Source organism: Rhizobium esperanzae, from assembly GCF_014197615.1.
In the GTDB taxonomy this organism is placed as follows: Bacteria; Pseudomonadota; Alphaproteobacteria; order Rhizobiales; family Rhizobiaceae; genus Rhizobium; species Rhizobium esperanzae_A.
In genome coordinates, this window is the sequence record NZ_JACIFY010000020.1 from 106,270 (window position 1) to 125,516 (window position 19,247).

18 protein-coding genes are annotated in these 19,247 nt (G+C 61.3%); 6 read left to right on the forward strand and 12 right to left on the reverse strand.

Features of this window, described 5'->3' with window-relative positions:
• Window positions 1-5: 5 nt before the first annotated feature.
• From GGD57_RS23945 to GGD57_RS23960, 4 genes are all read right to left on the reverse strand, one after another.
• A complete protein-coding gene (locus GGD57_RS23945; protein ID WP_184472723.1) occupies window positions 6-635 on the reverse strand; it encodes a DUF5666 domain-containing protein in 630 nt (209 codons plus the stop codon).
• A gap of 170 nt (window positions 636-805) precedes the next feature.
• Window positions 806-2,611: an ABC-F family ATP-binding cassette domain-containing protein gene (locus GGD57_RS23950; protein ID WP_432443399.1), complete on the reverse strand. Its 1,806-nt coding sequence runs from the start codon at window positions 2,609-2,611 to the stop codon at window positions 806-808.
• Window positions 2,612-2,629: 18 nt separating this feature from the next.
• Window positions 2,630-3,286 (reverse strand): thiamine diphosphokinase, encoded by a 657-nt coding sequence (locus GGD57_RS23955; protein ID WP_184472725.1) that lies wholly within the window; start codon window positions 3,284-3,286, stop codon window positions 2,630-2,632.
• A 51-nt stretch (window positions 3,287-3,337) separates the two neighbouring features.
• On the reverse strand, window positions 3,338-3,865 hold the full coding sequence (locus GGD57_RS23960) for a MarR family winged helix-turn-helix transcriptional regulator (RefSeq protein ID WP_184472726.1): 528 nt from the start codon (window positions 3,863-3,865) through the stop codon (window positions 3,338-3,340).
• A gap of 115 nt (window positions 3,866-3,980) precedes the next feature.
• Between GGD57_RS23960 and GGD57_RS23965 the strand changes: the two genes are divergently transcribed.
• The gene (locus GGD57_RS23965) at window positions 3,981-5,519 is read left to right on the forward strand and encodes an MDR family MFS transporter (protein ID WP_184472727.1); all 1,539 of its coding nucleotides are present in this window, start codon (window positions 3,981-3,983) and stop codon (window positions 5,517-5,519) included.
• Between the two features lie 387 nt (window positions 5,520-5,906).
• On the forward strand, window positions 5,907-7,451 hold the full coding sequence (locus GGD57_RS23970; protein ID WP_184472728.1) for a M48 family metalloprotease: 1,545 nt from the start codon (window positions 5,907-5,909) through the stop codon (window positions 7,449-7,451).
• Window positions 7,452-7,567: 116 nt separating this feature from the next.
• Here the strand turns inward: GGD57_RS23970 and GGD57_RS23975 are convergent, their stop codons facing one another.
• The 5 genes from GGD57_RS23975 to GGD57_RS23995 all read right to left on the reverse strand — a co-directional run bounded on the left by GGD57_RS23975 (window position 7,568) and on the right by GGD57_RS23995 (window position 14,009).
• On the reverse strand, window positions 7,568-8,431 hold the full coding sequence (locus GGD57_RS23975) for an RNA polymerase factor sigma-32 (RefSeq protein WP_085738715.1): 864 nt from the start codon (window positions 8,429-8,431) through the stop codon (window positions 7,568-7,570).
• Between the two features lie 377 nt (window positions 8,432-8,808).
• Window positions 8,809-9,381: a CarD family transcriptional regulator gene (locus tag GGD57_RS23980; protein WP_003543775.1), complete on the reverse strand. Its 573-nt coding sequence runs from the start codon at window positions 9,379-9,381 to the stop codon at window positions 8,809-8,811.
• 439 nt (window positions 9,382-9,820) lie between these two features.
• Window positions 9,821-10,159: a ferredoxin FdxA gene (gene fdxA, locus GGD57_RS23985; protein WP_008528408.1), complete on the reverse strand. Its 339-nt coding sequence runs from the start codon at window positions 10,157-10,159 to the stop codon at window positions 9,821-9,823.
• Between the two features lie 194 nt (window positions 10,160-10,353).
• Window positions 10,354-10,758: an RNA-binding S4 domain-containing protein gene (locus tag GGD57_RS23990; RefSeq protein WP_184472729.1), complete on the reverse strand. Its 405-nt coding sequence runs from the start codon at window positions 10,756-10,758 to the stop codon at window positions 10,354-10,356.
• Between the two features lie 2 nt (window positions 10,759-10,760).
• The gene (locus GGD57_RS23995; protein ID WP_184472730.1) at window positions 10,761-14,009 is read right to left on the reverse strand and encodes a DEAD/DEAH box helicase; all 3,249 of its coding nucleotides are present in this window, start codon (window positions 14,007-14,009) and stop codon (window positions 10,761-10,763) included.
• Between the two features lie 808 nt (window positions 14,010-14,817).
• Here GGD57_RS23995 and GGD57_RS24000 point away from each other — a divergent pair.
• The 3 genes from GGD57_RS24000 (at window position 14,818) to GGD57_RS24010 (ending at window position 15,607) form a co-directional block, all read left to right on the forward strand.
• Window positions 14,818-14,973 (forward strand): DUF3309 family protein, encoded by a 156-nt coding sequence (locus GGD57_RS24000; RefSeq protein WP_003543790.1) that lies wholly within the window; start codon window positions 14,818-14,820, stop codon window positions 14,971-14,973.
• Window positions 14,974-15,000: 27 nt separating this feature from the next.
• Window positions 15,001-15,261, forward strand: coding sequence for a YMGG-like glycine zipper-containing protein (locus GGD57_RS24005; protein ID WP_004674249.1), 261 nt, complete (start codon window positions 15,001-15,003; stop codon window positions 15,259-15,261).
• A gap of 190 nt (window positions 15,262-15,451) precedes the next feature.
• Complete coding sequence (locus GGD57_RS24010; RefSeq protein ID WP_184472731.1) at window positions 15,452-15,607, forward strand: hypothetical protein; 156 nt, start codon at window positions 15,452-15,454, stop codon at window positions 15,605-15,607.
• A 223-nt stretch (window positions 15,608-15,830) separates the two neighbouring features.
• Here the strand turns inward: GGD57_RS24010 and GGD57_RS24015 are convergent, their stop codons facing one another.
• Both GGD57_RS24015 and GGD57_RS24020 read right to left on the reverse strand, forming a co-directional pair.
• Entirely contained in the window at window positions 15,831-16,556 is a 726-nt protein-coding gene (locus tag GGD57_RS24015) for a beta-ketoacyl-ACP reductase (protein ID WP_010067794.1), read from the reverse strand.
• A gap of 72 nt (window positions 16,557-16,628) precedes the next feature.
• Window positions 16,629-17,810 (reverse strand): acetyl-CoA C-acetyltransferase, encoded by a 1,182-nt coding sequence (locus GGD57_RS24020; RefSeq protein ID WP_184472732.1) that lies wholly within the window; start codon window positions 17,808-17,810, stop codon window positions 16,629-16,631.
• A gap of 241 nt (window positions 17,811-18,051) precedes the next feature.
• On the opposite strand from GGD57_RS24020, the gene phaR reads away from it, so the two are divergent.
• Window positions 18,052-18,624, forward strand: a complete 573-nt coding sequence (phaR, locus tag GGD57_RS24025) for a polyhydroxyalkanoate synthesis repressor PhaR (protein WP_085738719.1) — start codon at window positions 18,052-18,054, stop codon at window positions 18,622-18,624.
• On the opposite strand, the gene GGD57_RS24030 is transcribed toward phaR, so the two are convergent.
• Entirely contained in the window at window positions 18,619-19,026 is a 408-nt protein-coding gene (locus tag GGD57_RS24030) for a hypothetical protein (RefSeq protein WP_184472733.1), read from the reverse strand. The genes phaR and GGD57_RS24030 overlap by 6 nt on opposite strands.
• Between the last annotated feature and the right edge of the window lie 221 nt (window positions 19,027-19,247).

Sequence of the window (19,247 nt, forward strand, 5' to 3'; positions counted from 1 at the left end):
CCATGTCACATCGGCGGCGTGAGGCCGTTGAGGCCGACGGCGATCTGGCTGGCCGAAATGCTGCCGTCTGCCGCCTTCTCGCCCGTGACGATAACGCCGGCGCCGGCCTTCAGATCGTCCTTGGTCGCGGGCGCCAAAGTCACGATCGGTGTGCCGTCGGCGATCGTGATGGTCTTTTCCTTGCCCTGATAGGTCAGCGTGATCGTGTGGCCGTCGACGGATTTGACGGCATTGCTGACGGTCGCATTGGTCATCTGGCTATTCGGCTGCGCATCCCAGGGACGGTTGCCCTCGCCGGTCCCCTTCATCGACGCCGGGAAGATCAGCACCTCGATCGCGCCATCTGGACCGGTGCCTTTCGGGAGCGAGGCGACACCGACGAAATCGCCGGGCTTGATATCTTCGACCGAGGCTTTTTTGATGCCGCCGACCTTCCAGCCGGCTTTCAGCGTGATCGTCGCATCGCTGCCTTCGCGCGTTTTGACGACAAGCTGATCGCCGCTGAGGCTTTCGATGGCGCCGCGAACCCGAACGCGGTTGCCGTCCTGCGCCTGCGCGGTCTGCGATAAGGCAACCGCAAAAAGGCTGGCGGCGGCAAGTGCCGTGAGAATTCTGGAATGGGCCTTGCGAGACATAGACTTCTCCTTGTCGCCATTGCGATCGGCAATATCCCTACAGCGCCGCGCGTCTTTCCAGACGCGCAAATGACGCTGTAACACGTGGATTTGCTGCCGGACGACACCCTATGCCGCGCAGCGATACACTGGCCAATCAAGGAAAGGTGAGCCAAGAAGTTTGAGAGGTCTCAGCCTTCCAGCTCTTCCCGCAGCATTTCGAGCTCCAACCACTCCTCTTCCATCTTCGTGAGGCTGGCGCGCAGCTTCTCCATCTCGCTCGCTAGCCGATTGAAGGCAGCGGCATCGCGCGTGAAAAGATTGGGATCGGCCATCACCTGTTCGCGCTTGGCGATCTCGGCTTCGGCTTTCGCCATCTCCTTCGGCAAATTGTCCAACGCGAATTTCTGCTTGAACGACAGTTTGCTCTTCGAGCTTCCTGCGGTAGGCGCGGCGTCCTGAGCCTTCGGTTTCTCAGCCGCTTTCTCGGCCCGCTTGCGCTCTTCGAGCGCGCCCTTGCGCTGCGCCAGCATATCGGAGTAGCCGCCGGCATATTCGATCCAGCGTCCGTCCGGTGCATCAGGCACGGCGGGCGCGATCGTCGAGGTGACGGTGCGATCGAGGAAATCGCGGTCGTGGCTGACGAGAATAACGGTGCCGGGAAAACCGGCGACGATTTCCTGCAGGAGGTCGAGCGTCTCGATATCGAGATCGTTTGTGGGTTCGTCGAGGATCAGCAGGTTCGCCGGGCGCGACAGGATGCGCGCCAGCATCAGCCGGGCGCGCTCGCCGCCGGAGAGGCTTTTGATCGGGGTTCGCGCCTGTTCCGGCTGGAACAGGAACTCCTTCATATAGCCGGTGACATGGCGCTGCTCGCCGTTGACGAGCAGGTTTTCGCCGCGCCCGTCGGTCAGATAGTTGGCGAGCGTATCCTCGGGATCGAGATCCTCGCGCTTCTGGTCGAGGGTGGCGATCTCCAGATTGGTGCCGAGCTTTATCGTGCCGCTATCGGGGGAAAGCTGCCCGGTCAACATCTTCAGGAGCGTGGTCTTGCCGGCGCCGTTCGGCCCGACCAGACCGATGCAATCGCCGCGATGCACGCGGATGGAAAACGGCGTGACGATGGCTCTCTCGCCGAAGCTCTTGGTGATCTTGTCGGCTTCGATCACCAGCTTGCCGGATTCCTGCGCGTCCGAAGCCGTCGCCTGCACCGTGCCCTGCGGCCCCTTGTGACCGCGATATTGCGAGCGCATCGTCTGCAGCTCGCCGAGGCGGCGCATGTTGCGCTTGCGCCGCGCCGTGACGCCGTAGCGCAGCCAGTGCTCCTCGCGCTCGATCGCCTTGCCGAGCTTATGCTGCTCCAGCTCTTCGGCCTCCAGCACCTGATCGCGCCAGGCCTCGAAATGCGAAAATCCCCTGTCGAGCCGGCGCGACGTGCCGCGATCGAGCCAGACGGTCGCCGTCGAGACCTTTTCGAGGAAGCGTCGGTCGTGCGAGATCAGCACCAGGGCGCCGCGTGTCTTTTGCAACTCGCCTTCCAGCCATTCGATTGTGGGAAGGTCGAGGTGGTTGGTCGGCTCGTCGAGCAGCAGAATGTCGGGCTCCGGCGCCAGCACGCGGGCAAGGGCGGCCCGGCGCGATTCGCCGCCGGAAAGATTTCTCGGATCTTCCTCGCCGGTCAGCCCGAGATGAGAGAGGAGATAGCTGACGCGATAGGGATCGTCGCCCGGTCCAAGCCCCGCCTCGGCATAGGCCTGGACGGTGTTGAAGCCGGCAAAATCCGGCGCCTGTTCGAGATAACGCACCGTCGACGACGGATGGCGGAAGACCTCGCCGGACTGCGCCTCGACCAGGCCGGCGGCGATCTTCAAGAGCGTCGATTTTCCCGAACCGTTGCGTCCGACGAGACAGATTTTGTCACCGGGCTCGATCTGCAGGCTGGCGCCCGCCAAAAGCGGTGCACCGCCGAAGCTCAGGAAGATATCGTCGAGTTTCAGAATGGGAGGGGCCAAAAATCAGACTCCGGAAAGATCATAGGGCCTGGCGAGCACGATTGCCCGGCCGCTTTTGAGCGAAAAGCGAACCTTGCCTTCCGCGACATTGGAAATGGTGCGCGACGAACCGAAGGGCAGATGAAAATCGGCCAGCGGATAACGCGCATCCTCGATGGAAAGCCCGGTCAGCTCGCTGAACCCGAGCACCGAAAACAGGCTGTCCTTGGGAAGATCCAGTTCGATCGTCCCGGCAAGCAGCGGCACGGCCTCTTCCTTGCCCGAGCTCAGCCGTACGTCGAACCCCTCTTCCGCCAGGCTGACGGCCGACAGCAGATGCTGAAGCGCGTGATCGGAGCGTTCGCCGCCGAGCGCGCCGGCCAGGATCAGCCGCCGCCCACCCCGCGCAATCGCTTCCGACACGGCGATTTCGCCGTCCGTCGCAGCCTTTGCCGCCGGATAGGGCTGTTTCGGCACGTGGGGAAATGCGCCCTCTAAATCGGCTGGCGTCGAATCGAAATCGCCGACCCAGAGTTCCGGCACGACACCGAGTGCTGCCGCATGCCGCATGCCGCCATCGGCCGCGATGAAACGGCTGCCGCCGATGGCATGGCGCAGGCGCTCCGTCAGGCTGAGTTCGCCGCCGAGCAGAATGGTGAAGGTGGATTGGCTCATGGGCATTGCCCTTAGCGCAAACGGGGGGTCGAGGGGAAGGGCCGGCGAACGATGACCTCAGCCCGGCGTATCCTTATCACGCGACAGGAAGACCGCCTCATAACCGCCGATGAAGCGCTCGAACAGCAAAGCGAAGCGGTCGACATCGTCCTCCGGCCAGTCGGAGACGATCTCGGAGATGATCGCGAGTTTCTGCGCGACGAGCTCGGCAAGCAGACCCTGGCCGACCTCGGTCATGACGACGACAATCCGCCGCGCATCGGCCTGCGAAGCCTCGCGGCGCAGCACGTTGCGCCCGACCATGTCGGCCACCACCCGGCTTGCCCGTGACGGATCGATGCGCAGCATCTCGGCGATCATGCCGACCGTGACCTCGCCGGCCGGCTGCGCCCTGCGGACGGCATCGAGCACATCGAGATGCGAAAGTTCGAGACCCGGTGCAGCGCTCTGGATCGCCAGCCGGCCGATCAGCCGTCGCCCGGTCATCAACCGCATGCGACCCATGCTCCGGCCGATGCGCGGTATGTTTTCCTCATCCGGCTCTGGCGGTTCTGCGGGAATTGTCTTGGTCAGCACTTCGCTCATCACGGAACCATAACAGAGCCGTTTCGAAATTTGAATATGCCAATGTCATTAATGTGCCATTGACAGATATATGCTATCAGCACATAAAAGAGCAGCAAACCCGGAATATGCTCCCATGGACATGCAACTCGCGCCTGCGCCGCTCGTGACGGATCCTCGTCGCCGGCTTATCCTCTTCTTCTTCCTGATGACTGCCATGTTCATGGCGACGCTGGACAATCAGATCGTTTCCACGGCGCTGCCGACGATCGTCGGCGAATTCGGCCATCTCGAGCGCTTCGGCTGGATCGGTTCAGCCTATCTCCTGTCGCTGAGCGCCGTCATGCCGCTCTATGGCAAGCTCGGCGATCTATTCGGCCGCAAATACGTGATGATGACGGCGATCATGATCTTCACCGTCGGCTCGGCGGTCTGCGGCCTCGCGGTGTCGATGAACACGCTGATCGCCGCCCGTGTGCTGCAGGGTCTTGGCGGCGGCGGCATCATGGTGTCGATCTTCGCCGTCAACGCCGATCTGTTCGAGCCGCGCGAGCGGGCGCGCTACCAGAGCTATTCCAGCCTGGTATTGATGGCATCAGGTGCCATCGGCCCGGTGCTCGGCGGCACGATGAGCGATCTTTTCGGCTGGCGCTCGATCTTCCTCGTCAACGTGCCGATCGGCTTCATCGTGCTCACCGGTCTCGCCTTCATGCTGCCCTATCGCAAGCCGCATCGCCGCCCCAGGATCGATTATGCCGGTGCGCTCCTGCTCGCGCTGACGACGACCACTATCGTGCTTGCCACCGACAGCAGCGAATTGTTCGGCGCGCTGATTTCGCCGCAGAGTATCGGCATCGTCGCTTTCGGCGTCGTCTGCGCCGTCGCCTGGGTATTCGTCGAGCGCCGCGCGCCGGAGCCGATCGTTCCTCTGGAGCTCTTTCGCAATTCCACCTTCAGCCTGCTGCTGGTGATGTCGGTCATGGGCGGCGCCATCGCCATCGGCATGGTCAACTATCTCGCTCTCTTCCTGCAGACCACTACCGGCCTTTCGCCCTCCGCCGCCGGCCTTCTCTTCATCCTTCTCACGGGCGGCCTCGTCTGCGGGTCGCTTTCCGCCGGCCGCATCATCTCGAAGACGGGCCGTTACAAGCCCTTCGCCATCGCGAGCCTGACATGCAGCGCCATCGCCTTCGCACTGATGTCGCAGATCCATGCGGGAACGCCGATCGCTTTCATCGGGGCGATCATGATGCTGCATGGCATCGGCATCGGTCTTGCCCAGCAGGTTCCCGTCATCGGCGTCCAGAATGCAGCGCCCGCCCGCGACGTCGGCGCCGCCACCGGCTCGGTGACGCTGTCGCGCATGGGAGGCGCATCGATCGCCATATCGATCTACGGCGCCATCATCGCTTCTGAGCTCGGCAAGGTCGGCGTCTCCATTCCCGGTGTCGCCGATATCAAGCAGTTGACGCCGAAGATGATGGCTTCGCTTCCCGAAGCAAGCCGCCAGGCCGTCGCCGATATCTACGCCGCCGCCTTTTCGCCGCTGTTCATGACCGCCTGCGCCATCGCACTGATCGGCCTTGCGGCCGCCATCATGCTGAAGCCGGTGCAACTGCCCCGCGCCGGCGATGCGAAGCAGCCGCAGGCGGCGACGGCGAAAGCAGCGGAATAGTCGGATCGTACACGCGAAACACTCATCATAAGGCGTTCTGTCCGCGTTACGCTTATCAATGATTGCAATTTTCTCGCATGGCTGTCGCTGTCCTGCCGGTTCGTTCAATCGATCCGTTCTTTTTCTGCGCCGCCGACGAATCTCCGTGTTGTGACGGAACTTTCGCCATAATTTCGTCCGAGCGAAGGGAGGTCTCGCTGCCCGAGGCTTGCCAAAATGCAACGGCGCCACATTTAAACAGAGTTTCGCTATGCAACCGATGCGGAAATCAGCTACAGCAAGGACTTGTATCGGCCGATTGTGCAGTGCGAGATCAGGGGTGCGCACCTGTTGAATCCCCCTTGCCACGGCCGGTCCGAACCTGCGGTAAACCGGCAAAATAGCGACATGATGCGGAGAAACAGACTGGATAGCTTGACGACGTGGAAATCGCCCGCGCTTTCCAGTGATGCCATCTCTGCGCCGCGGCGCTTCGTGCGCCGGCTGATGCTGCTGTCGGCCGTCGCAATGGCGCTGAATGGCTGCCAGACGCTGATCGAACAATCCTACCAGCCGAGTGTGTCGCCGTCTTCCAATCCGCAGATCGTCGACGAGGTGCAGAAAAACGACCCGCGCGCAGCAATGGGTGCCCGTGAGCATCCGCGCATCGTGGCAAGCTACGGCGGCGAATACAAGGACGCCAAGACCGAGCGCCTCGTCGCCCGCATCGCCGGCGCGCTGACGGCGGTGTCGGAAAATCCGAGCCAGTCGTACCGCATCACCATCCTGAATTCGCCTGCCATCAACGCCTTTGCGCTACCGGGCGGTTATCTCTACGTTACCCGCGGCCTGTTGGCGCTCGCCAACGACGCCTCCGAGGTCGCAGCCGTGCTGTCGCACGAGATGGGCCATGTGACGGCCAATCACGGCATCGAGCGGCAGAAGCGCGAAGAGGCCGAGGTCATCGCCAGCCGCGTCGTCGCCGAGGTGCTTTCCAGCGATATCGCCGGCAAGCAGGCGCTGGCTCGCGGCAAGCTGCGGCTCGCTGCCTTCTCCCGCCAGCAGGAACTGCAGGCCGACGTCATCGGCGTACGCATGCTCGGCGAAGCGGGCTACGATCCGTATGCCGCCGCCCGTTTCCTCGATTCCATGGCGGCTTACAGCCGTTTCATGTCCGTCGATCCCGAAGCCGACCAGAGCCTCGACTTCCTGTCGAGCCACCCGAATTCGGCGCAGCGCATCGAGCTTGCCCGCACCCACGCCCGCGCCTTCGGCCAGGAAGGTTCGGTCGGCGACAAGGGCCGCGATTATTACCTCGACGGCATAGACGGCCTGCTCTACGGCGACAGCCCGGAAGAAGGCTATGTGCGCGGTCAGACCTTCCTGCACGGCGGCCTCGGCATCCGCTTCGACGTGCCGCCGGATTTCCATATCGACAACAAGGTCGAAGCGGTGATGGCGACCGGCCCGAACGACATCGCCGTCCGCTTCGACGGCGTCGCCGACAATCAGAACCAGAGCCTTACCAACTATATTTCCAGCGGCTGGGTGACCGGCCTCGACCCGTCGACCATTCAGCCGATCACCATCAACGGCATGGAAGCCGCCACAGCACGCGCCAGCGCCGACCGCTGGGATTTCGACGTCACCGTGATCCGCAACAATTCGCAGATCTTCCGTTTCCTGACCGCCGTGCCGAAAGGCAGCGACGCGCTCGAGCCGACGGCCGAAGTCCTGCGCGCAAGTTTCCGGCGCATGACGCCGGCCGAAGCTGCCTCGCTGAAGCCTTTGCGCATCCGCGTCGTCACCGTCCGGCCGGGTGAAAACATCTCGACGCTCGCCGCCCGCATGATGGGCACCGACCGCAAGCTCGATCTCTTCAAACTCATCAACGCCCTGCCCACGGGTGCAGCCGTTTCACCCGGCGATCGCGTCAAGATCATCGCCGAGTAAAAAAAGCCCGGCTTGCGCCGGGCCAGTCTGTGCTGCTGGTGAAGGGGATACGGCATCATCGGGTGATGTGCGCCGTAGTTTCGCGCGACATGCGATAGATTCAGGCGGGCTATAATTCAGGCGTAGGCCGCCATATGCGGATCGGCGCTGACGAGGGCGCTGCGGAGCTTCTCCATCGCCCGGCTTTCGATCTGCCGCACACGCTCCTTGGAAATGCCGAGATCGGCCCCGAGCTCTTCGAGCGTGGCGCCGTCTTCCGCCAGACGCCGGGCGCTGATGATCTTCATCTCGCGTTCGTTGAGATGTTTCAGCGCCGAGGCGAGCCAGATGCGGCGGCGCTCGCCGTCGATCATGTTGGAAACCTGCTCGTCTGGCAGCGGATCGTCGCTGACGAGGAAGTCCATCTTCTCCGCGCTCTCGGCATCGCCGGAGACCGAAGGCGCCTGCAGCGAGGCGTCATTGCCGGAAAGCCTGGCATCCATGGTCTGTACATCGGCGAGGCTGACGCCGAGCGCCGCGGCGATTTCCTGGTGAATGGATTGCAGCGTCAGCTGCGTGTCGCCCTTGGCGAGCTTGGCGCGCAGACGGCGCAGATTGAAGAACAGCGCCTTCTGCGCCGAACTCGTGCCGCCGCGGACGATCGACCAGTTGCGCAGGATATAATCCTGGATCGAAGCCCTGATCCACCAGCTGGCATAGGTGGAAAAGCGTACATCGCGGTCCGGCTCGAAGCGGGCGGCGGCCTCCAGCAGGCCGACATATCCCTCCTGCACGAGGTCGCTCATCGGCAGGCCGAAATTGCGGAACTTGCCGGCCATGGAGATGACCAGGCGCATATGCGCCATGGCGATCTGATTGCGTGCGCCGCGGTCGTCGTGATCCTTCCAGCGGATGGCGAGATCGTGTTCTTCCTGGCGGGCGAGATAAGGGGCGGCCATCGCGATTTTGATCATGCGCCGGTCTGCAGACATGTTCTTCATTTCGATCTCCTGAAACAGGCCTCTCGCCCTAAATGAACAATAAAACTCACATACCGGAACATCGCTGTCCGACTTGAAGGCTTCTGAATGCATGAAGACCTCGCCCCTGGACTTTTCAGGGGGAGGCCCTATTTCTCATCATGTGCCGGAAAGACGGCTGGGCTGGACCTGTTTCTTCATCTTGCCGGATGGGCAATATTGGAAAGGCATGATCCGCTCCTCATCGAACATTAACGGAATAGCAGTTCGCCCGGCGAGGCCATTGCCCGGCGAGCAGTCCGCAATTACGTGTGTTAAACGCGGCAGCCGGGAAAAAGTTCCAATAAAAAAACCCGGCGCGAAGGCCGGGTTTTTTCGATAGGAAAAACAGGATCGCCTTATGCGGCTTCGTCCTGCGAATCGTCTTCTTCGATCGCCTTGCCGCGCTTCGGACCCTTGTTGAGATTGGTCTCGACGAGACGGACGGCTTCGGTTTCCGACATCTTGTTGACGGCGGCGATTTCGCGCGCCATGCGGTCGAGCGCAGCTTCATAAAGCTGGCGCTCGGAATAGGACTGCTCGGGCTGGTTTTCGGCACGATAGAGATCGCGCACGACTTCAGCGATGGAAATCAGGTCGCCGGAATTGATCTTGGCATCATATTCCTGGGCGCGGCGGGACCACATGGTGCGCTTGACGCGCGCCTTGCCCTGCACGACCTTCAATGCACGCTCGACGAAATCCGTTTCCGAAAGCTTGCGCATGCCGATGCTCATTGCCTTCGCAACCGGAACCTTCAGCCGCATCTTGTCCTTTTCGAAATCGATAACGAAAAGTTCGAGCTTCATGCCGGCAACTTCTTGCTCTTCGATAGCGGTGATGGTACCGACGCCGTGAGCGGGGTAGACGATCGATTCACCGGTCTTGAAGCCATGGCGTGCTGTGGAAGGCTTTTTCTGCTGAGTCGTCATTCTATTCAAAAACTCCCTGTTACGCTTCCGGCGGCGGCCGGAGCCGGGTCAGTCAGGCCCGGGTGAGACGGTAGTATCCGTCGGGTGACTTCACTCTGATCCCATCGGGCAAAAGCAAAGGACTTCTCGCGCACGATCTTGGGACCCGGCGCTCAAAGCGTTGATATGTCACGGAAACCGCGTGCGGATTTGTTTTGCTTTCGTGATGGTTTTGGGCATGCGTCATGCCACAAATGGAACAGTAGCCGAAAGCTATCATAAAAATATGAGGAAATCAATAATTTGCTTCGCTTGAGTCATGCGGGCAACACATGTCACCCATATGCCTCACGCAGCTTTTGGAGCCTTTCCTGGTCAGATTGCAGCATTCTGACCAGGAAAGGCTCCAACCATTTCGCCCCCGGCAGCCCGAATTCGGCGACCGGTTGCCACGGTCGTCTCAATCGCCGGAACCGGGTTTCTCGGAGAAATATTTCTCGAACTTTCCGGTCTCGCCGTCCATTTCCTTGGCCTCGGGCAATGGGTCCTTCTTGACCGTGATGTTTGGCCAGATGGCGGCATATTCGGTATTGATCTTCAACCATTTGTCGAGGCCCGGCTCGGTATCCGGCTTGATCGCCTCGGCGGGACATTCCGGCTCGCAGACGCCACAATCGATGCATTCGTCGGGATGGATGACGAGAAAATTCTCGCCCTCGTAGAAGCAGTCGACAGGGCAGACTTCCACGCAATCGGTGTATTTGCACTTGATGCAATTGTCGGTCACGACATAGGTCATGAAGAACTCCAGGATTTCCATGCGGATGGGGCCGGGCAACCTGGAACGTCGCGCCTATCCCCGTGCCGGAGGAAAAGCGTGGGCAGGCTTGGGCGGCAAGCACGCTTCCGGCAGGTTGTCAGTGACGTATCGGCTTTGGCGCCGGATTTCAAGGATAAACGATCTGCAAAAGCCGCCAGCACAGACAGAGTTTTCTAATCCTCGTCCGACATCAGCCTGTCGATTGCGCGTCGTTCCTTTTTGGTTGGACGGCCGGCACCGCTCGCCCGGATCGCCTGTTCATAGGGCGTGAGACGTTTTGTCTCATCGGGTGGCGGCGACAGGTCCTCGTAGAGCAGGCGGGCCTCCTCGTAGGGCCCCCGCCGCTCGCCGGCAAAACGCACGACCAGAACGACATCGCGCCGTTCCAGCGTCAGCTCGATACGGTCGCCCGGCTTGACCATCTGGCTCGGATGATTGCAGCGCTCGCCGTTGATGCGCACATGGCCCGACTGGACATGGCTCTGCGCTAACGAGCGCGACTTCACCATACGCGTGAAGAACAGCCATTTGTCGATGCGCTGGCGCGAACCGCTTGTCGGCTGTGTCTCCCCGCTCATGATTACTTCTTCATCTGCTCCTTGAGAGCCGCGAGCTTGGCGAAAGGTGAATCCGGATCGATCGGCTTTTCCTTGCGCGGCGGCTTGGCCTCGAAGCGCAGCGGCTGCGAAGCGCCGCGATTGTTGTTGCGGTCGTTACGATCGTTGCGGTCACCGCGATCCTTGCGATCGCCGCGGTCCTGCCGGTCGCCGCGCGGCTGATCGCCCCGTGGCTGGTTGTTGCGCTCGCCTCTTGCCTGCTGCGGCCGGCCGCCATCGCGACCGCCGCCGTCCTTGCCGCGATTGTGACGATTATTGTCGCGACCTTCGCCGCCGCGATTGCCCTCGCCGCCTTCACCGCCGCCAGGCCGGCGATTGCGGTCGCCGCGTTCCTGGTTCTGTCCGCGCTCCTGGCCATGGCCGCCACGGCGTTCGCCGTGCCCGCCGCGCGCCTGGCGCTGATTGTCGTTGCGACCGCCGAGACGCCACAGGAGAACCGGCTTCGGTTCCACCGGCTCGCCGGCCTCCCCGGAAGCAGCCACGGCTTCCCCAGGCGCCGACACCGTTTCCTCAGAAGCGGATGCAGCCTCCATGGCAGCCGATGCTTCGGCCGAAGCGGGGGCTTCCACCGCTTCCGTCACCACCGTGTCGACGACATCGGAAGCCGCCTCGGCCTCGGCCGGTTCGGCGGCAGTTTCCTCCGTTGCCCCGTCGGCGTCGTCGTGATCGGCCTTTTCGGCTGTCTCGTCCGCAGGCGTTTCGGCGGCTGCAGCCGGCGTCGAAACCGCATCCTGCGTCGCAAGATGAGCCGATGCCTCTTCCGCCTTCACGGCATCGGCGCGATAGCCGAGACCCTTGAGGATTTCTTCCATGTCCTCGAGCGTCGCGCCGAGGATCGACAGCATCGCCGTCGTCGTCGTGAAGCGGCGGCCATCATAGGCGCCCTCCGGACGGTTGTTCTGACCGGGCTTCCACTGCAGCAGCGGGCGGATGATATCGGCAAGCCGCTCGAGAATGTCGATGCGCACCGCGCGCTTGCCGAGGAACCGGAAGCCGGCGAGCTTGTAGAACATCCGCTCATAGCTCGGATCGGTGACGACGGAGGTACGGCCCGCAGCCAGCACCGGAATGAGATCGCCGTAACCCGGCTTGTCCAGACCGTCGTTCTTCAGCGCCCAGAGCAGCGTGATGAGCTCGGCCGGCGCCGGCTTCAGCAGTGCCGGAACGAAGATGTGGTAGGCGCCGAAACGCACGCCGTAACGGCGCATCGAGGCTCGGGCCTCCTGGTCGAGCGACTTCACTTCTTCGGTGACGTCGCGGCGGAACAGCACGCCGAGATTCTCGACGAGCTGGAATGCCAGCCCCTTGGCCAGACCCTGCAGGTCTTCGGCGCGCGACAGGTCGTCGAGCGGTTTCAGCACCGTGCTGATATGATGATTGACGAAGCGCTCGATACGGGCGGCGACATGATCGCGGGCATTGCCCGTCAACTGCTCGTCGGCGAGCAGGATCACGCGCGGACGCATGATGTGATCGCTGCCCGAAAGCCGCGCCACCGGGTCGCCGATCCAACGGATCAACCCGTCGGCGCCGATCGCCAGGTCGCTGTTGCCGGCGGCATGAATTCGAGCCGCGCGGGCCTCGAATTCGAGCGCGAGCGCTTTCTGCGACGCAGCCTGAACTGCCTTGGCATCCGGTCCGTCCGTTCCCGCCACTGGCGTGAAACGGAATCCGCTCAATTGCCCTACATGATGTCCTTCAACGAAGACATCGCCATTCACACTGATTTCAGCTTCCAGCATCGCATTCTCTCTCAGGCGCTTCATGAGCACAGATGTCCTGCGATCAACAAAGCGTTTCGTCAACCTTTCATGTAACGCGTCGGACAATCGATCTTCGATTTCCCGCGTCTTTTCCTGCCAGTGTGTCGGATCGGCAAGCCAACCAGGCCGATTCGAAACATAGGTCCAGGTCCTTATCTGCGCGATTCGCGCCGAAAGCGTGTCAATTTCCCCATCTGTCCGATCAGAGCGATGAACCTGCTCCGCGAGAAACTGCTCGTTCACCGTGCCATAGCGGACGAGATCGGAAAAGAGGGTGGAGATAAGATCGGCATGTTGTGCCGGGGTGATACGACGGTAGTCGGGAAGCGCGCAAGCCTCCCAGAGTTTTTCGACGCGAGCCGGCCTGTCGGCGAGGTCGACGACCTCGGGATAACGCGAAAGCTGTTCCAGCGCCTGCTGGTCGACGGCAGGCAGCGCCCGCGTCAGCCCCGGCACGCGCGGTCCCGCTTCGAGACTGGCGCGCAGCGCCTGGATCGAGGAGAAGTCCATCTCGGTCGTGCGCCACTGCAAAACCTTGACGTTGTCGAATTCGTGCCCCTCGATGCGCTGCACCAGCTCCTCGTCGAAAGGCGAGACCTGCCCGGTGACGCCGAAGGTACCGTCGCGCACGTGCCGTCCGGCGCGGCCGGCGATCTGGCCGAGTTCGCCTGGATTGAGATTGCGGAACTGGTAGCCGTCGAATTTCCGGTCCTGGGCGAAGGCCACATGATCGACATCGAGGTTGAGGCCCATGCCGATCGCATCGGTTGCCACCAGATATTCGACATCGCCGGCCTGATAAAGCGCCACCTGCGAATTGCGGGTGCGTGGGCTGAGCGCGCCGAGCACGACCGCAGCACCGCCGCGCTGCCGGCGGATGAGCTCGGCGATGGCATAGACCTCGTCGGCCGAGAAGGCGACGATGGCCGAGCGTTGCGGCAGCCGGGTGATCTTCTTCTGTCCGGCATAAAAAAGATGCGAAAGCCGCGGCCGCTCGACGATCGTGATGCCGGGCAGGAGCTGCTGCAGGATCGGCTGCATCGTCGCAGCACCGAGCAGCAGCGTTTCCTCGCGGCCGCGAAGATGCAGGATGCGGTCGGTGAAGATATGGCCGCGCTCGAGATCGCCGGCGAGCTGCACCTCGTCGATCGCGACGAAGGCGGCCTTGGTCTCGCGCGGCATCGCCTCGACGGTGCAGACCGAAAAACGTGCATTGGGCGGCGAAATCTTTTCCTCACCGGTGACCAGCGCCACATTCTGCACGCCGACCTTCTCCACCACCCGCGTATAGACCTCGCGCGCCAGCAGCCGGAGCGGCAGGCCGATCACGCCGGTCCCGTGCGCGACCATGCGCTCGATGGCATAATGGGTCTTGCCGGTATTGGTCGGCCCGAGCACCGCGGTTACACCGCGTCCACTCAGAATCATCGGCTGCGAAGTCAGAATCATCGGTCCATGCAAACGGGGCGGGCGCCCCAGGAAAATCTCGGCTTCTCGATAGAAGCTAAAGAACACATGGACAGGTGGCGCCGCAAACGCAAGGGCAGATTTCAAAATGCCTCGGCGATTGCGACCTTTGCGAGTCTTGCGGAACACCCGAATGTGCGATTCGGAACAGCCTGAGAACGAATCAGCGACGAATCGCTGACTCCGGATGATTCAGCTTTTGTTCACGGCTAAGTATTGATTTTGAATCACTTTTTCCCACTAGATGCTGAATCATGAGACTCTCTCCCCTTCCCAATATTCGTCGGCGTGACGGCGATTTCCGCCGGATCTTGAACGGGCGAAAATCCGTCCGGAAATTAACCTCTCGACCAAAGGCGGAACGAATCGGAGACGAATCGCTGACGCCCGCGCTTTCGCTTTTTGTTCACGCCCACATCTGGTGGTGTCATCAATTCCGGGCGCTAGATGCAGATCGGCGCCAGGCCCTTTCGCCCGGCCTCCTCGCGGCGGCGTTAATCTTTCGGAAGCCGGATTCAGACGGCATTAGGCCAAAGGCGGCGAGATTACAGTGCTGATCAAATACGGAACGAATCGCTGACGAATCGGCGACATCGCGACTTTCCCTCTTTGTTCACCGCAACATATTGTATTTAAACATCTTTTTAACCATAGCGACAATTTTCAGAGATCACCGAAATTAAACCGTGAATCGAACCTCGTCACATTTCAGCCATGTAACCGGGAACAAAAATCGCCAATGCGTGTTTCTCGTCCATCCAAATTGCCGATGAAATGAAGGAAACACATCATGCTAGGCACCATACTACTTGTTATCCTCATTCTGCTCTTGATCGGAGCTTTGCCGAATTGGGGTTATAGCCGTGGCTGGGGCTATGGACCTTCCGGCGGTTTGGGGCTAGTTCTCGTGATTATCATTATCCTTGTACTAATGGGCCGCATCTAAAGGCCAACTAACCTGGGGAGTTACGACATGATGAAGAAGATTGTTCTTATTGGTGCGCTCGTCGGCGCCCTGGCGTCCTGCACGGCGACCGAGCAAGGTACCGCGATCGGCGCCGGCACTGGTGCTATCATCGGCGGCGCCGTCACCAACAGCTGGGGTGGTGCCGCAGTCGGCGCCGTTGCCGGCGGCCTGACCGGCGCGCTCATCGGCCAGTCGGTCGAACGCCGCGGCTATTGCATCTATCGCGACCGCTACGGCCGCCGCTACGAGGCTCGCTGCCGCTACTGACCGGCGAAAACATATCGGACTCCCAACGGGCGCTTCTGCGCCCGTTTTTCTTTGTCGGCGCAGCGGTCAATGAACCGTTGACACTGGGTCGCGAAAGTCGAACCTACCGGCGCCCCTTCGCCAGGCGCATATTTCCTTCATGAGCACCGGGCAGGCACCATCGCCCGACGCAGTGAAAAGGAATATTGTCATGGACCAGATTGTCCCAAGTTCCGCCGTCGCCGTTCTCGTCGCGGCGTTCCTGACAACCGCGATCTCAGCTCTTCTCAGCAGAGATCGCTCGCGGCAGCCAGTGCCGGTCAAGATTCAGGTTCAGCGAGACCAGAACACCGGCAAGCGCTTCTGACTCCCAAAAAGAGTCACGATCCCCTCAAAGCATCGCGAGCAGCCTTCATACGGCATCAAAAAGCAAAGGCGCGTCCTGCAACGCGCCTTTGCTTAGAGCATGTCGCGCAAAAGTGTGCAGCGGTTTTGCGGCAACGACATGCGGAAAACAAAGACCTAAAGCGCGAAGAGCGAATCTGAAAGATCGTGACGCGCTTTAGAAAGCGACAAGTGTCCGTTCTGTCTTAAACGAAGAACTGCCCGCCATTGGCCGTCAGCGTCGAACCGGTGATGAAACCGGCATCGTCGGAGGCGAGGAAGGTGACGCAGCGCGCGATTTCCTCAGGCTCGCCGAGGCGGCCGACGGGGATCTGCGGAATGATGCGTTCATTCAGTACCTTCTCCGGCACGGCCAGCACCATCTCGGTTCCGATATAACCGGGGCAGATGGCGTTGACGGTGATGTTCTTGGCAGCCCCTTCCTGGGCCAGCGCCTTGGTGAAGCCGAGATCGCCGGCCTTGGCGGCCGAATAATTCGCCTGGCCCATCTGGCCCTTCTGGCCGTTGATCGAGGAGATATTGACGATGCGGCCGAAGCTGCGGTCGCGCATGCCGGTCCAGACCTGATGCGTCATGTTGAACAGGCCGGTGAGGTTTGTATTGATCACCTCGTGCCACTGCTGCGGCGTCATCTTGTGGAACATTGCGTCACGGGTGATGCCGGCATTGTTGACAAGGATTTCGACCGGACCGATTTCGCTTTCGATCCTGGCGATCCCTTCGCCACAGGCAGCGTAATCCGAAACATCCCATTTGAACACCGGAACGCCGGTGGCGTCGTGGAAGGCCTTGGCCTTCTCGTCATTGCCGGCATAGTTGGCGGCAACCCTGTATCCGGCATTTTTCAATGCGACGGAAATCGCCGCGCCGATGCCGCGTGTACCACCAGTGACCAGAGCCACTCTGCCCATGTTCCACTCCCCTTCTTTGTTTTTCGCCCGCCTCGTGGCGGGCTTTTCAATCAATGACGGATCGTATGCTGTTTAAAGCGCCTCAAAGCACATGGCCACACCCATGCCGCCGCCGATGCAAAGCGTGGCGAGGCCCTTCTTGGCGCCGCGGCGTTTCATTTCGAACAGCAGCGTATTGAGAACGCGCGCGCCGGAGGCGCCGATCGGATGGCCGATCGCAATCGCTCCGCCATTGACGTTGACGATCGAGGGATCCCAGCCGAGATCCTTGTTGACGGCGCAGGCCTGCGCCGCAAACGCCTCGTTGGCTTCGACGAGATCGAGATCGCCGACTGTCCAACCGGCCTTCTCCAGCGCCTTGCGCGACGCCGGGATCGGGCCGGTGCCCATGATCGAAGGATCGACGCCGGCAGTCGCCCAGGAAACGATGCGGGCGAGCGGCTGAATGCCGCGCCTGACAGCTTCGGCTTCGCTCATCAGCACGGCTGCGGCCGCACCGTCGTTGAGGCCGGAGGCATTGGCGGCCGTGACCGTGCCGTCCTTGTCGAAGGCCGGGCGCAGCTTGCCCATCGCTTCCAGCGTGGCGCCGTGGCGGATATATTCGTCGGCATCGACGGTCACGTCGCCCTTCCGCGTCTGGATGAGGTAGGGAATGATCTCGTCGGCAAAACGGCCGGCCTTCTGCGCCGCTTCGGCCTTGTTCTGCGAGGCGACGGCGAACTGATCCTGATCATCGCGCGAAAGCTGCCACTGACGCGCGATATTCTCGGCGGTGACGCCCATGTGATAACCATGGAAGGCATCGGTCAGGCCGTCCTTGATCATCGTGTCGACCATCTTCATGTCGCCCATCTTCGTGCCGCTGCGCAAATGCGCGGCATGCGGCGCCATCGACATGGATTCCTGGCCGCCGGCAACAATGATCTTGGCATCGCCGGTGGCGATCTGCTGCATGCCGAGTGCGACGGCGCGCAAGCCGGAGCCGCAGAGCTGGTTGACGCCCCAGGCCGTTGCCTCCTTCGGAATGCCGGCCTTGATCGCAGCCTGGCGGGCCGGGTTCTGGCCCTCGCCGGCGGCAAGCACCTGGCCGAGGATTACCTCGTCCACTTCGCTGGCATCGACGCCGGCGCGCGCGAGTGCGCCCTTGATGACGGCCGCGCCGAGTTCATGCGCGGGAACGGTCCCGAAAGCGCCGTTGAACGAGCCGACGGCTGTTCGGCCTGCGCTGGCGATGACGACGGATGAATTGCTCATGGGGACGCTCCTCCTCGTTTTTCGTCTCACTTACATAAGTGGAAACTGGCAAAGCTTGCAGCACAAGTCAAACGCGAAGACCGGCTGCCGTCATTTTTCGGCGGCCGGCGCCAAAGCCGATTCATCTGCTCTGTGAAAGGTTTGCCGCATCGCACAAAGAGATTGTCACCGGCCTTCTTTTGCGTCTACAGTCTGAAGTGGAGGAATATCCATAATTCAGACGGGGGTCCAGGAGACTGATATGGCGAAGCATGAGGGTCAGATAGTCATCAAGAAATACGCCAATCGCCGGCTATACAATACGGGTACCAGCACCTATGTCACGCTGGAAGACCTGGCGGAGATGGTGAAGAAGGGCGAAGATTTTATCGTCCAGGATGCAAAAAGCGGAGATGATATCACCCATTCGGTGCTGACCCAGATCATCTTCGAACAGGAATCGAAGACCGGCAACACCCTGCTTCCGATCTCCTTCCTGCGCCAGCTCATCACCTATTACGGCGATCAGATGCAGATGGTCGTGCCGAGCTTTCTCGAACATTCGATGCGCGCCTTCACCGAACAGCAGTCCCAGATGCGCGAGCAGGTGAACCGCGCCTTCGGCGAGACGCCGCTCGGCAAGAACCTGCAACTGCCGATGCAGATGGTCGAGGACCAGGTTCGCCGCAACACCGAGCTGTTCCAGCAGGCGATGCAGATGTTCTCACCCTTCATGACGCCGCCCGCCAAGGAAAGCCGCAAGGCCGAGGCCAAGGATATCGACGAGCTGAAGGAACAGCTGCGCGCCCTTCAGAACAAGCTCGACAACCTATAGTCCGATAGAAACATCCCGCCCGGCGCTCCGGATCGAGACGGCAAAACCGCCGATCACATCGATCAGGGCGATCGTCATCAAAATGAAGAATACCTGCGTCGCGGCATCCTGGACGAGCAGAAACTCGACCAGGAAGACGATGAAGACCAGCATCGACAAGATATGGTTCATCAGGTTGCCGGAACCGGGCCTGGTCGCCTTCAGGATTTCGAAGAACAGCACGACAAGGGCGACGACGATGAGGAGATCGCCGAGCGCCATGCTCCAGATCGCGCCGGAGAGCATCGACAGCACGATCACGTCATGATGCAGCGCGGCAATGCCGCCATCCCCCATCAGGCCGATCACGGCCAGGTTGTAAAGAATAAACGGGATAATCATCAACGGCATGGCGGCTATCATCGGCAGATCTCCTGGCAGGAAGAGAATACTGCCGTAAACCGTTGTCCCACTTCAAGCCATTGCAAAGATTATATTTGCCGACGGAACGGTATCGCGCAAACGATGTTCCGATATTGCTGCGAAGGCGAATCGGCATAGGGGGCGATCGCTGTGATCGCACCCCTGCCACACCACCCGGCATGCGGGTCCGCACCGGGCGGTTCGAGAGATTGAGGTTTATG